The organism is Natrialba sp. SSL1 (assembly GCF_001861355.1).
GTDB lineage: Archaea > Halobacteriota > Halobacteria > Halobacteriales > Natrialbaceae > Natrialba.
In genome coordinates, this window is record NZ_MASN01000001.1 from 287,278 (window position 1) to 300,193 (window position 12,916).

Genomic DNA, 12,916 nt, shown 5'->3' on the forward strand with positions numbered 1-12,916 from the left:
AACTTCACTCTTTTGAACTGTAGAAGCGTCCGATATAGGGGCCAGTACAGGAGCGTTGCTGCTGTCTCCGGGAACGTGGGTGACAGTGCTGGACTGAACGACAACTTGTTTTGACCAACCGCCTCAGTCGCCAGTCCGCAGGTGATGAAAGACGTACATCCATTCACAAGCAGATTATAGTAGACACACTTCGTGGTGCCAGTATGGCACTTGACGATCCTCAAGACTTTCAGGGAGGATTGAAACGTCAGCGGCGGATCCTCCGCGAGTCTGACGACATCTTCGATGCTGATCGCGACACCATCCGACGCTGGATCCGGAAGAAGGACGGCACCGTCACGCTCGGGACGCTCAAGACCTACCTCCGGCGCGTCCGTGCCGCGAGTGAGCGATCCGACGTCCCACTCGTCGAGATGACCGAGGACGACTTCCACGACCTCGTCTTCAACCTCCGCCACGAGTACGACCTCGCAGACTCGACGGTCCAGAGTTACGAGAATGCGACGCTCCTGTTTCTCGACGACATGACCGACGCCGACTGGACTGACAACGTCGAGCGCACCCGCGTCGAGCGCAAGGGGCCAGACCCCGACGAAATGCTCGAGCCCAAGGACATCCAGCAGCTCGTCCGGACGGCCCGCCACCAGCGAGACGTCGCGTTCATCGAGTTCCTCGCCGACACCGGGGCTCGGATCTCGCTCGCTCTCTCGCTTCGGATCAGCGATGTCGATCTCGACGACCCGCCGACGTACCGTCCAAACAGCGAGGCAGAAGGTCTCAAGGGAGCACCCATCACGGAGTACCCACTGATCGACTCGGCGGCACCGATCCGGTCCTACCTTCGGACAGCACACCCTCGACCGGACGAACCTGGGGCAGCCCTCTTTCACAAGATCAAACCGCACAGTCGTGGCGACGACGGCGAGCGCTGGACCGACGAGGGCGCTGTCAACCCACACTCGGCGACTCAGCAGTTGAAGCGCATCGCCGATCGTGCCGGACTCGATAAGCGAGTCAGCCCGCATGCGTTCCGTCACGCCGCTATTACCCGGATGGTAAGAGAAGGCTACTCCCGCTCGCAGATCGAACATCGCGTCCATTGGACGCTCGATACGAGCATGTGGGAGACCTACGAGCACATCACGTCCGAAGAGCACAACGATGACATCTTCCGGGAGGCTGGCCTCCTCGACCCCGAAGAGGGTCCGGACCGTATCCGGAAGAACTGCGGAAACTGCCAGCAACCGCTGGCTCCGCATCACGACTGGTGTCCGAACTGCGGCCAGCCATCGTCGCCTGGTGCTAAGGACACGGCCGAAGACGGAAAGGAAACCGTGCTTGAGGCTCTCGTCGACGAGACGAACCCGACAACCCGCCGAGAGCTCCGTGCCCTCCTCGATGAGATCGAAGACCGACCGGATACGGCTGCTGTCGATCATGACGACGCCTCCTGACGACGCTTCAGTGCTCGACGCGCCATTTCCGTGATATTCGGATCAATGTCCTTGCGGACCAATGCCTTCAGCTTCTCTTCTCGGGTTCGTGATGTATCGATATCTTCAGCTTCGGTACTCATTGTTCGGACACCTGATTTCGGATGTAGATTCGCTCGGACCACGGGCGGTCCATCAGTTCGATGCACGTGACTATCGCTCCCATTCTGGCAAGCAGCACGGTGTCGGTACGGCGATGGTAGCGGGCGACAGCGCCGCGATGGGCGCTCGGGTAGTGAATCGGGTACGCCTCCTGCCACGCCTGCTCGACGTCGAGTGCTTCGGTGGGGTCGGCGTCGTCCCAACCATCGCCCTCGCTCGCGATCATCGAGTGTGCGGTGTCGATCGTGTCCTCAAGGGTCATCGCCTGCTCTGGAACGGACCCCGCCAGATCGGCTGCAGGGGCGAGAGTTCCACCTGAGAGTTGGTTGGATGCAACACTGAGAACCGCCAGTAGCGCCTGGACGTGCACACGGTCACCGCGGATTCGGAGCTCGACATCTTCGGTCATGTACGCCGCGGCCTCCTGGCCACCGTCGGTCGCGACGGCTCGCTCAAGGTCGACGTCGTGCATCTCCTTTCGAGCGTGGTCTTCGGCTTCGTCTGAGACCTCGAGGAGATCCGGGTCGCTGTAGGTCCACGGACAGTCCTCGCAGGTGGCCTGATGTTGTGGGCGTCCACCGTCGGCGATCGCGATCTGCGTGTCATCACAGTCATGATGGATCAGTTCGGCCAGCGAATCGAACGGCTGGTCGCAGAGATCACACCAGTGTGCGTCGCCAGCAAGAAACGCCCGCCGTCCTCCGAGATCGTGGCCGCCGTCAGTCGCGATGTCGAAGCCGGCCTCCTCGAGGATGTCCGACGGCTTCCGTCCGCACTCAGTATTTGATGGCGCGCTGGCCGTCCCAAAGCACTCCGAACAGCCGCGGTTCTCGAGTTGCCAATCGGGAGTCGCATCGAGGTCCTGGACACGAAACGAGACGCCGTCTCGGTTGTTGTACCGACACCGCACGGCAGGGTCTTCGCGGGATGTACCCTCTGCCGGCAGGTGTAGCGCGGCTTTGGCCCCGCCGGAGTTCGACCGGCGGACGAAAAACGGCACCTCTTCGCGAATCTCGCTGTAGTCGGGCTCACCGCCATCGGTCCGAACGTCGCGGCCAGTATCCGGCTGTAGTGTGCGCTCTGCCCACTCTGTCGGAGTTTCGTACTCCCCGTCTTTCAGACGCTTCCGTTCGGCGTACTCCTCGTTTCGAGGAACGAGTTTGTGGATGTCCGAGTCGTCTTCAGCAAACGCCTCGAGAGAGGCGCGTGACCCCTCGTAGTCGTAGCCACGCGACCCTCCGACGAGGAAACAGAGTTCGCCTTTCTCGGCCTCATGTTCGAACGTGTGGATCTGATAGTCTGAGTCGATGAACATCAGCACCTCGTCAGGATTGTCTTCGAGATACTGTTCCCACTCGTCGGCAGTTCGGCCAGTACTGTCGCTACTCATCGTCTTCCTCCGTTTCTGCCTCCGACCGCTGCTCGAGTACTTTTCCGGCGTCTTCCGCAGCCATTTCGATCGTTTCCTCGGAGTGTTCTCGTGCATCGTCTGGATCGACGCCCGCCTTGAACGCTTCATAGAATGCGTTCAGCAGATCGATGCGTAGCTGCTCCTCTGGTGGTCGGTCAGTACCGTCCACAGACTGACCGCCGTCGGTCGCAACCGGTGTCTCCCGGACCTCGCCACAGAGCTGGCACTCGTCGCCAGCGGGGACGATGACGTGATCGGCATAGCTCTCCGGGCAGCGATGAGCAGTGCGGTCGGGATCGATCTCGAGGCCGTCCTCACAGTACGGGCAACTGGTGGCCGGAACAGCACCGCGCCCGACGACAGTCTGGTAGTCACAGTCAGGACACTCGAGTACCACGAGGTCCTCGGGATCGTGACCACCATCGGTCATCACCTGACGTCCGAGCCGCGAGCGAACACGTCCGCGAAGGTCGTCGCGACGGTGCTCGACGCGATGTGCGCTAGCAGCCGTTCCAATCGCGGCACGTTCGGAGTCGCCGGCGTCGATCAGTGTGGCGGCCTCGCGAACAGCGCGGTCGAGCCGGTCGGTCTCGGAGATGCCGCCGTCGGCGCAGAGTTCTGATGCGCGCTCAAACTGTGCGTCGTCAGGAACCGTCTCGGCGCGTGACCCCTCGAGCGCTGCGGCGCACTCTCGGCAAACCGGGGCGTCGTACTTCTCGGGAACATACCGGAGATCCTGTGTCACTCGGGTAACGGGGATGTCAGCGATAGCACCGCAGACACAGATGTGCTGTGAGCCGTCGCAATCCGTCGATGCGTGCCAGAGTCCGTCCTCGAGAATCCAGTGGTCGGGATCGGTCGCCGTTTCGTACCGGTCCTCGAGGTCGTCCATCTTGCACTGCTGGCACAGCCAGGACTGGTTCCCACAGGTCGAGCAGTCGGTCATCGCATCTCACCCAACTTGAGTGCGTGGTTGGTCGTGAGCCACGCCTCTGTGTCCAGATCCCCGACGCAGTAGCGGTGTGCGCCAGAGACGTACTCACCCTCCAGTGGAGCGGGGGTCTCTGTGCGAGCGTGGACATCGTCGAAGTGCTGGGCGATTTTGAGCCGCCGCACTAGAGCCGCATCTTCGTCGGTTGAGCCGGCGTCGAGACGCTCGATGCGTTCAATAACGCTGCTCTTGTGCGATTCGGCATTGCTAATGACCGACTCGAAAAACGGTGAGCCGGGACTCTGCGATCCGTTAGCGTCTTCTGTTTGGTTGTCGTCTGGGTACATGGTTTCAGTCGTACCCAGGGCGCATTCCGCCCCCTGGGATGGTTGTCGTCTGGAACCCGCGGACCACCGGGGCGCGACTGGTTTGGTAGCTTGGGCGCGCCTCGGAAAGTGCCGCGAGTGGTTGATTCTGTGGTTGGCTCCAAGGCACACTAAAAGTAACCCGCCCCATTTCGAAACAGCGTAATCGGTTACTACCAGCTACGACAGCCGCTGTAGCCGGTGCATAACCATGTCGTGGGGCGTTGGCCGCTTGCATGCGTTGGAGCTCCTTGGGATGGGCGGTCAGGACGCCCGTCCTCACTGTGTTTTTAGTTCGTAGCCTGTGCTCTACAGCGCGTTCGTCTCGACAGTGTAGGATTCGGGAGCTTCCCATTCTCCACTGTCTTCGGCCTCAAATCGCGCGACGAGAGCTTCGCGAACGTATCTGCTTTTGTTCCCGTTCTCGCCAACGCGACCTTCGAGATCCTCCAGCATTTCATCGGGCATCGTAAACGACGGTCGCGCCATGTCACTACCATAGTAACCTACTGGCATAATACTATTGGTTGGTATTTGGTTAGAATGGTACTTCTGAATGCTACATTCTTATGGTGTTGTAGTAGAATGGCAGAAGTATGACTGAGCGCGATAAGCAGATTTCAGCGTACGTTACGGAGGAGGAGCAACAAAAAATTCGCGTGAAAGCTGCTAAGGAGGGGTATTCCGGCGTGTCTGGGTGGCTCCGTGATCTCGCGCTTAGCGAATTAGAGGAGGAGACTGAGGGAAATCCGAAGACTCCAGCAGTGGCGACAGCTGACTAATCTGCTCTCGGCACCTCACCCAGTTCGAACTCGACAGGCGCTTCTAACTCTTCGTCGACGACCTGGTAGACCTTGGAGTTCGTCTCCCCAGGCATCTCGATCAAGTCGTAATCGGCCATCTTACTCAGGTAGTTCCAGGCTTGCCGCCACTTGACGACGCGACTTCGCCCCTCGAAAACACGGTCTTTGTGCGTGTTGTACGTCGCTTTCATCGTCTCACCATCAACCGGTCCGCGTAATCGCACGAGTTCGTACAACCGCTGGTAGGTGACTGGCAACGATTCGAGGTTGTCCTCTCGAATCTTGCGCTTGGCTCGGTCGAAGGAATCAGCCACGTCGCGACGGTGGATCTCATCGTGGCCACGCTTCACAGCTAACTCCGCAGCGGCGAGCACGGACTTGATCGCCCACCGTGCCTCGCCGTTGGTCGTGTCCGCGATCCACTCGAGTTGCCCCTCCCGAGTAGGGTCGCCGACGAGGCCGTGTTCGATCCGCGGCTTGAGGATGTCCATGAGCTCGGGGACGTGGTACTTGCGGAACTCGATCCGGGAATCCGCGGGGAAGTACGGCTCGATAGCTGCGTTCAGTCGGTCAAGCCACTGGATGTGCTGGTGGGTAATGGCGATCACAGACACCTGCTCGACACTCAGGAGGTCCTCGAGGACGTCCAGGTCCGGGACGATATCGCCCTCGTCGAGGATCACGATATACGGTTCGTCGGCGATCTCGTCGAGCGTGTCGAGCAGTGCCTCTCGTGATTGGTTGTTGTGAACAATCCCTGACTTTGGGTGCCCGGCAGCCACCTTGTGGATGATCTGGTGTGCGGTTAGCCCGGAACACTCGATGCCGGTCGTGGTGACACTTGCCCGCTGGAAGAGATCGCGAAGCAGCCAGCGGACAGTGGAGGTTTTGCCGACACCACTCGGGCCGTACACCAGGACGTCTTCGGCACGCGTCCCATTCACAGCAGGCTCGAGTAACCGTGATAGCGCCCCCAACTCGCTATCACGGTGGAGAATTTGCGTCCGATAGTCGTCTTCAAACACATCACCGTCGCGAATCATAACCGATAGGTTCGATAGATTGTATAAAAGGTCTGACGGGGGGCATTACGAAACAGTCGGTTCGGCGCTCCGATCACGAGGGGGCGTCATTACAGCCCGTTCTGACCGTTCACGACCCAGGATTCTACGCACCTCTCTAACACCACACTGGCCGAACAAACCTTATACTTCTGTACAGTCATCTATTCTTATGGGAATCACCAGTTGGTACTTCCGCACCTTCGAGAAGATTGTGCCGGGGTACTCGGCACCAGACTCGATTGTCAATCGCACTGTCGATGAACTGGATGATCCGCCTGAAGACTGGCCAGCAGACGCGCCAGTTGAGCGGATGGAAGACGGTCGCGACATGTTTGGCAGTTGCCCGGCCTGTGGGGCGGGTGCAATGTGGGCGAATGAAGCGATCCGCCGCGGAGGTAGCGAAGCGAAGTGCATGTCTTGCGACCTGAAGTTAACCTCCGTATCGGGTCTGGGGTCCGGTCAAGAAGAGTTCGAATGCGTCGCTGGGCCCGACGATCTCCTCGGTGAGACGAACGCACAAGAGACCTGGAAGAACATGGATGGCGTCGCTACCGAGTAGGTTAGCAATTCGCGAGATCATCGGATATCTCGGTGGTCGTCGGGCCGATGACCACAGAAAAAGAAGCTGTTTCTACGGCCCGCGGATGCTGTTCGTCCCGCCGCCGGCCACGGCCTCGAGGTCGACGTCCTCGAGAACGGCCGACCCGACAAAGCGCCACCGACCAGCACTGCACCACTCGTACTCAGTCTTCTCGACACCGCCGTCACTCATCGTCGTCCTCCAGGTGGTCGGCGATCGCCCGGCAGCGCTCGGCGACCTTCTCACTCGTGAGTGGGCGTTCGAACGAAATTGTCATCTGGACTTCGTCGCCACGAGCTGCCATCAGTCCTCGACCTCCTCGAGCAGCGCCTCGGTGTAGTGCTCGAGATCCTCTCGGTCGGCGTGCCGGACGACGAGCTCGGCCAGTCGCGCACCGGCCCCCCACAGTGGGGAGTCCTTCAAATCCTTCGTGATGTCGAGGGTCAGTCCGTCGGCTTTCTTGCTGGTGGGATTCTCGACGTAGGCGAGGAACCGCTGGTCCGGCGCTTCGAAATCGTCGTCGATGTCACCCCCAACGATCGTCTCGGCGACGCCGATGAACGCCTGGGCGCGGCCGTCGACCTGGACGTCCCACTCCTCGAGTTGCTCGTCACTGATCACGTAGCGAAGGCTGCCGTCTTCGGAGCTCTCGAGAACTTCGCGGATTGCGTTGCGCTTCCAGTTCCGAAGGTCGCGGTAGTACCAAAACATCGCGAACGCCTCAAGCGTCTCGAGGCGGCGGGAGATCTCGACCTCGCCCTCGGTACGCTCGGTGACCTCACCGCGCTCGCGAACGACAGTGACTGGGCCACCACCTTCGACAAGGAACGACCGCGGCAGCGGCGTCCCGTCGATAGTCTCGCTCTCGATTGCACCCGCGACATCCGTGTCGTCGGCTTCGGCCTCGGGTTCAGTAGTGGACATTACTCCTCACCTCCGAACTGCGCGACTTCAGCGAGTTCGCGGGCTTCGTGAACTGACGTGATCGGAATCTTCGAGTCAAGTTGCGCCGACGCATCTTTCACGTATCGTTCGAGGACATCCACCGCCTGCTCGTCGTCCTCCGCTGCTCGGAGGAATAATTCTTCGAGCACTTGGGTGACAATCCGGTCGAACACCTGCCGCCCACCGTCCGCAGCCTCGGTTTCGACGCGGCCCAGACGGCTTTCCGGAAACGCGTAGGTTTTGTTGGGTTCGCTCTTGATGTTCGAGCAGTAGACGCACTCGAAGACCGCGTCCGACTTCGACGCACCGAGTCGGTCGTTCGCGTAGTTCTCTGTCAGTTCGTAATCGTTCTCGTCGCTCCACTCCTGTGCGTCGCCAAACTCGCCGTCGTCGTTCTCGTACCGTTCGAGGACGTGCATCGGTCGCCCCTGCGCGAGGTCGAGGACGATGTCGCCGGGCTTGATATCGGTCCTCTCGTCTGTGCTCCCTCCGCTAAATGGTGATGGGAACTCGTCTGTCATTCGTGATCAGCTCCGTTTTTTGCGCGGCAGTCAGGACACATCGGAATCGTGTGCTCGTACTCGGCGCGGTGGATGTCGTCTCGACACTCACCAGTCTGAGGATGTCGTGACCGGTATTCGACGATCTCCTCGTCGACAAGCATGCCGCCCGACATCACCTGCTCGAGATTGGCCTCGGGAACCTCGTGCTGGCAGCCGTAGCACGTCGCCGTCGCGACAGCCACACCACCGTCGGTCGCAGCCTCCTGGTCGTTGTCGCGATCGTGCACACGCGAGACGATTTCGACCCGGGAACGCGGGAACGAGTAGCGCTGTAGCGGTCGCGTCGAAACATCCGATCGGCTAGGGTAGACGACCTTCACCACGGCGTCGTCCGCCGGGTAGTCCGGGTTGAAGTCCGCGACCGTCTGGCCGTTCTTGACTTCGAACTCCGCTGCGGACTCGAGTGGCGTCCCGACCACGACCATCGTCGCGCTGTCGGCGTCCTCTCGGTCCTGGACGTGATCGCCGACGTCGACCGGCGGCAGATCGGTGGACCCACCATCTGCGAGCAGTGTCTGCTCGGCAGCTGCCGTTGCGCTGGTGGTCGTCATTTAGATCGCCTCCTGTTCGACGGTGCGTTCGATAGTGTCGCGAGTCGCCTTGCAGACGGCGTTGAACTCGTCGAAGTCTGGCAGTTTGTCGCCAATCGGAACCGTCTGCGCGACGATCTCGGACAGGTTGATGTCGGATTCCTGCTCACCGGTCGGTGCTTCCGCAAGCGTCTTTTGCGTGGTTGTCGTAGTCGACATGTTCTCTGTAGCCTCAGGGAACGCAGGTCCGGTGTTCCAGCACCGGGCCGAGAACTTCTCCCGGCAACCCCGCGCTTCCTACTTCATAGTATATCGGCCATCCACTTAACAATTACGTTGTAAGCTTTTATCGAACGCCTACTTTGAGTGCTTACGTAGTAAGGCTTACAGTGGTGGCCGACATCGGTAGTCTTGTGAGTGTGACAACCGAACCAGGCGGTATGCTCACCGCCGCTGACTTGCGAGATGTCGACGAACAGTTGCTCGAATACCTCGAAGAAGGGCGTGTCACGCCTCGATACGCGCGCGAACGGTTAGAAGAGGATCTTGACGAGTACAGTCGTGGCTACGTCCAGCAGCGACTTGCCCGGCTCGAGGAACACCAGCATGTGGAGAACTTGCTCGGCCTCGGGCTGTACGAACTCGTAGACGACCCGCGGGGCGTAGGTGATCCCGATGAGCACGACGACTAAACCTGACGGCGGGAACACCAGCGTCCCGAGTGTTCAAGTCGGCGAGACAACAGACAGTGATCCCTACGAACTGCCGGTCGAGGACATCCTTACCGGACGGCTGTTCGCGACCGGCAAGTCCGGCGCTGGGAAGTCCAACACCGGCTCGGTGATCGCCGAGGAGCTCCTCGAGCGCGGTCACCCACTACTGATCGTCGACGTTGACGGCGAGTACTGGGGCCTCAAGGAAACCTACGAGGTGCTCCACGTCGGCGCAACCGAGGAGTGCGACTTACAGGTCACGTCAGACCACGCTGGCAAGCTCGCCGAACTCGCCCTCGAGCAGCACGTCCCGATCGTGCTCGACGTCTCGGGCTACGTCGACAGTGACGATGCCGACGCCCTGGTTCGAGAGACGGCCCGCGAACTCTTCGCTCGCGAACAGCAGGCGATGCAACCGTTCTTGCTGCTCGTCGAGGAGATCCACGAGTACATCCCGCAACAGGGCAGCGCTGGTGACGTCGGTGAGGTCCTCACGCGCATCGCGAAGCGCGGGCGGAAACGCGGGCTCGGGATCGCCGGCTTCTCGCAGCGCCCCGCGGACGTCGACAAGGCGTTCATCACGCAGGCCGATTGCCTCGTCTGGCATCGCCTCACCTGGGGGAACGACGTCGACGTCGTCCAGGACGTGATCGACGCCGAGCACGCCGACGCCGTCTCGAGTCTCGGCGATGGCGAGGCATTCGTCCAGGCCGACTGGGACGAGGCCGACGTCCAGCGGGTCCAGTTCCGCCGAAAGCGCACCTTCGACGCCGGCGCGACGCCTGGTCTCGACGATATCGACCGGCCCGAACTCAAGTCGATCGACGAGGGCCTCGTCGACGAACTCGAGGAGATCTCTGATGCTGCCGACCGACGGCGTGGCGAGATCGACCGCCTCGAGCAGCGCCTCGACGAGAAGGATGAGCGGATCGAGGAGCTGAAGCGCGAGCGCGATCAGGCCCAGGATGTCGGCAACGCGGCGAAGCAGCTAGCCGATGCACTCTCGAACGACGGCAGCACCGACGCCGACGTCGGAGTCCCGGACGACTTCGAAGAGCAACTCGAGGAGAAAAACCAGATCATCGCCGAACTCCGCGAACGGGTCGACGGTCTCGAAGGGCAGTTGGTCGACGTCCAAGAGGAACGCGACGAGCTCGCAACCGAGGTCGAACGCCTCCGCGGGATCGAAGATCGCGTCGACGAAGCCGAGCAGATCGAAGAGCAGTTGAACGAGATCGAGGCATGGTTCGCCTCGGCACCAGGGCCGCTGCGGGCGACTGCCGAATCAGCCGAGGAACTCTTCGAGAACATCGGCGATCGCGAGGATGTCGATGACGAGGTCGCGGAGTTACAGGCCCGTCTGCAGAACGCCCAGGAGACGATCGAGCAACTACAGCTCGAGAACGAACGTCTCGAAGAGAAGGCGGGCGGGTCTGGTGCGGCATCTGATGACCTCTCGGCGCTGGTACAGCACGACGCCGTCCAGGCGGCCGTCGACGTCGCGAAAGAGAACTGTGACCGGTCGGGTGATCATGTCGATCGTGTCCTCGCGGTGTTAGCGAGCTCCGACGGTGGCGCGTTGGGCGTCGACGAGATCGAGCCGTTGACTGAAGCCTCAGAGACGACGGTCCGACAGGTCTGCAAGGCGTTGTTCGAGGCCGGTGTCCTCCGCCGAGAGACTGATGGCCGTGCACACCTGTACACGCTCGACGAGGACTTCCTCGAGCGGCGGATTGAGGTTCACGAGCAGCAAGCTGCGTAGCCAGTGTTCGTCCACCCTCGGCTCGGGGGAAGTGTTTTAGTATCTGATAGTCATTTTATGTTGTATGTCCAGCAAAAGCGACGATCGTGGATGGAATATCGTGAACGGGGAAGCCAAACCGGGATGGGTCGCCAGGTTGATGGGGGCTACGAAAGACGGGGAATTTCCAATTGTAGCAGTCCTCTTCTGGGGTGTGATTGCAGCAGCAGGAGCGAAGGCGGTTGGACTCTGGTAACGTCCCTACCTGTCCTTTTTATACCAAGCCGGAACCAACGCCGGTGATGCCCGACCTTGCACCCCAAGAAGACTTGCTCGTCATCGAAGCGCTCGTCGAGTATCACGATACACATGCCGATGAGTATCCCGAACGTGCATCACATGCAAAAGTCGTCGCGTCAGCGTTCGCTCACGAACACGGATTGATGCTCAAGGACGCACTACGACAGCGAGAATGGATTGAAATCTAACTGACCTACTCGAGGCCGTCGACGAGCTCCTGGTTGGAATAGAACAGTGCTGAAACGTGCGCGTAGAATACGGGTGCCAGCAGAGCAGTGGGTGAACTGCTGGCAAGTCGCTGCGTGCGATCTGTCCCAGAGACGATCGCAAACGCGTGCATCCGTCCGAAGACGTCGGAACGGCGAGGAAGCTGTCTCGTCGGATGGTGTTTCGTTGTTGGCAACGACTATCCTCGGGGCTTCCCCGCCAATCGACTGGTTAGTCTATCCACCCATCAACTTGTTGGCCGGTTGGATAATAACCACAAGCCACGACTGTTGGATCCTTCATTAATGAAGGTTGAATTGGACGTACCCTGAGTAGTAGTGTAGTTTCCAGAACACTCTCAAAATAACCGACACACTTACACCTGATCGAACGTACAGTCAAACGCAGGAGGATCGTATCCACCACCGGCCGTCCACCACCGGACGGCGAGCCTGTCAAAGGCTAGTCCCCTGCACGCCCACTGATAGCCATTCGGTGGGTACACCCCAAATCCACCACACCGCTCGGCCCTCCCAGGGCCGATTTGTCAGAGGCACACAGATGCACCCACTGTAGCAAATACGGACAGTGTACCATATTACTCTGCAAAGACAGAGAACTCAGCAGCCTACTGCTTGAACGGGACCGAGACGAGTCCAACACCGAGTAATCATCATGAAGTACGCAATTTTCCACCCGTACGCGTGAATATAGGATGGAACCGATGTCTCTCAAGAGCAGTAAAAACGCGAGGAGGGAGAAAAAACTCGGTCCCTACCCCGGGAGTTTTCCCCTCCGATTTCACGTTCACACAACGGCCCGAAACGGGGTATCGTCGTGTACGTGGGGTATACAACCCACACTTTCTGTTCAGAGTTCGCGTGTGAAATATGTTTTGTTAGCAGAAAGTCATAACTAGAAGACTTATTACGGACCGTCCAGAACCTTCCGATACCCCTACCCGGGAGCATATTCCAGATCTCCAATCGCTTGGACTCGCTCTGAGCGATCGGGCCGCTGGAACGGCTACCCGGCACACATACAACCACAACACAAACCATGACAAAGGAAACTACTTTCCGCGAAAAGGGACGTGCAGTGTTCCTGGCCGCGCTTATGGTCCTTTCCGTTGTCGCCATGTCCGCCTCGTTCGCAGGCGGTGTCGCGG

18 protein-coding genes are annotated in these 12,916 nt (G+C 60.0%); 7 read left to right on the forward strand and 11 right to left on the reverse strand.

Going from position 1 to position 12,916, the window contains the following annotated elements; genetic code table 11:
- Positions 1-203: 203 nt before the first annotated feature.
- Positions 204-1,454, forward strand: coding sequence for a site-specific integrase (locus tag BBD46_RS01450; protein ID WP_084777633.1), 1,251 nt, complete (start codon positions 204-206; stop codon positions 1,452-1,454).
- Here BBD46_RS01450 and BBD46_RS22480 read toward each other — a convergent pair.
- The 5 genes from BBD46_RS22480 to BBD46_RS01470 all read right to left on the reverse strand — a co-directional run bounded on the left by BBD46_RS22480 (position 1,436) and on the right by BBD46_RS01470 (position 4,791).
- Positions 1,436-1,576: a hypothetical protein gene (locus BBD46_RS22480; protein ID WP_171908132.1), complete on the reverse strand. Its 141-nt coding sequence runs from the start codon at positions 1,574-1,576 to the stop codon at positions 1,436-1,438. The two genes, BBD46_RS01450 and BBD46_RS22480, sit on opposite strands and share 19 nt — an antisense overlap.
- Entirely contained in the window at positions 1,573-2,985 is a 1,413-nt protein-coding gene (locus BBD46_RS23015; protein ID WP_253184457.1) for a hypothetical protein, read from the reverse strand. The genes BBD46_RS22480 and BBD46_RS23015 overlap by 4 nt, the downstream gene beginning before the upstream one ends.
- On the reverse strand, positions 2,978-3,952 hold the full coding sequence (locus tag BBD46_RS01460; protein ID WP_139173453.1) for a hypothetical protein: 975 nt from the start codon (positions 3,950-3,952) through the stop codon (positions 2,978-2,980). Before BBD46_RS01460 ends, BBD46_RS23015 begins: the two co-directional genes overlap by 8 nt.
- Positions 3,949-4,284 carry a hypothetical protein gene (locus tag BBD46_RS01465; protein WP_071399977.1) on the reverse strand — a complete coding sequence of 112 codons (336 nt, stop codon included), beginning with the start codon at positions 4,282-4,284 and terminating at the stop codon, positions 3,949-3,951. Before BBD46_RS01465 ends, BBD46_RS01460 begins: the two co-directional genes overlap by 4 nt.
- A gap of 327 nt (positions 4,285-4,611) precedes the next feature.
- Positions 4,612-4,791 (reverse strand): hypothetical protein, encoded by a 180-nt coding sequence (locus tag BBD46_RS01470; RefSeq protein ID WP_084777634.1) that lies wholly within the window; start codon positions 4,789-4,791, stop codon positions 4,612-4,614.
- 107 nt (positions 4,792-4,898) lie between these two features.
- Here BBD46_RS01470 and BBD46_RS01475 point away from each other — a divergent pair, with 107 nt between their 5' ends.
- Complete coding sequence (locus BBD46_RS01475; RefSeq protein WP_071399979.1) at positions 4,899-5,084, forward strand: plasmid mobilization protein; 186 nt, start codon at positions 4,899-4,901, stop codon at positions 5,082-5,084.
- Here the strand turns inward: BBD46_RS01475 and BBD46_RS01480 are convergent.
- Positions 5,081-6,148 carry a Cdc6/Cdc18 family protein gene (locus BBD46_RS01480; protein WP_071399980.1) on the reverse strand — a complete coding sequence of 356 codons (1,068 nt, stop codon included), beginning with the start codon at positions 6,146-6,148 and terminating at the stop codon, positions 5,081-5,083. The genes BBD46_RS01475 and BBD46_RS01480 overlap by 4 nt on opposite strands.
- 190 nt (positions 6,149-6,338) lie before the next feature.
- Here BBD46_RS01480 and BBD46_RS01485 point away from each other — a divergent pair, with 190 nt between their 5' ends.
- On the forward strand, positions 6,339-6,728 hold the full coding sequence (locus BBD46_RS01485; protein ID WP_071399981.1) for a hypothetical protein: 390 nt from the start codon (positions 6,339-6,341) through the stop codon (positions 6,726-6,728).
- 72 nt (positions 6,729-6,800) lie between these two features.
- Here BBD46_RS01485 and BBD46_RS22485 read toward each other — a convergent pair whose 3' ends face one another.
- From BBD46_RS22485 to BBD46_RS01510, 5 genes are all read right to left on the reverse strand, one after another.
- Positions 6,801-6,941, reverse strand: a complete 141-nt coding sequence (locus BBD46_RS22485) for a hypothetical protein (protein WP_171908133.1) — start codon at positions 6,939-6,941, stop codon at positions 6,801-6,803.
- 111 nt (positions 6,942-7,052) lie between these two features.
- Positions 7,053-7,673: a hypothetical protein gene (locus tag BBD46_RS01495; protein ID WP_071399983.1), complete on the reverse strand. Its 621-nt coding sequence runs from the start codon at positions 7,671-7,673 to the stop codon at positions 7,053-7,055.
- Positions 7,673-8,215 carry a hypothetical protein gene (locus BBD46_RS01500; protein ID WP_071399984.1) on the reverse strand — a complete coding sequence of 181 codons (543 nt, stop codon included), beginning with the start codon at positions 8,213-8,215 and terminating at the stop codon, positions 7,673-7,675. Before BBD46_RS01500 ends, BBD46_RS01495 begins: the two co-directional genes overlap by 1 nt.
- Positions 8,212-8,808 (reverse strand): hypothetical protein, encoded by a 597-nt coding sequence (locus BBD46_RS01505; protein WP_071399985.1) that lies wholly within the window; start codon positions 8,806-8,808, stop codon positions 8,212-8,214. Before BBD46_RS01505 ends, BBD46_RS01500 begins: the two co-directional genes overlap by 4 nt.
- Positions 8,809-9,006 carry a hypothetical protein gene (locus tag BBD46_RS01510; protein ID WP_071399986.1) on the reverse strand — a complete coding sequence of 66 codons (198 nt, stop codon included), beginning with the start codon at positions 9,004-9,006 and terminating at the stop codon, positions 8,809-8,811.
- Positions 9,007-9,206: 200 nt separating this feature from the next.
- On the opposite strand from BBD46_RS01510, the gene BBD46_RS01515 reads away from it, so the two are divergent.
- The 4 genes from BBD46_RS01515 to BBD46_RS23465 all read left to right on the forward strand — a co-directional run.
- Entirely contained in the window at positions 9,207-9,479 is a 273-nt protein-coding gene (locus BBD46_RS01515; RefSeq protein ID WP_343124130.1) for a hypothetical protein, read from the forward strand.
- Positions 9,463-11,262, forward strand: coding sequence for a helix-turn-helix domain-containing protein (locus BBD46_RS01520; RefSeq protein ID WP_071399987.1), 1,800 nt, complete (start codon positions 9,463-9,465; stop codon positions 11,260-11,262). Before BBD46_RS01515 ends, BBD46_RS01520 begins: the two co-directional genes overlap by 17 nt.
- Before the next feature lie 281 nt (positions 11,263-11,543).
- Positions 11,544-11,729, forward strand: coding sequence for a hypothetical protein (locus BBD46_RS01525; protein WP_006168578.1), 186 nt, complete (start codon positions 11,544-11,546; stop codon positions 11,727-11,729).
- Positions 11,730-12,807: 1,078 nt separating this feature from the next.
- Positions 12,808-12,916: surface glycoprotein (locus BBD46_RS23465; protein WP_139173457.1), on the forward strand; the 109-nt coding region annotated here is incomplete at its 3' end.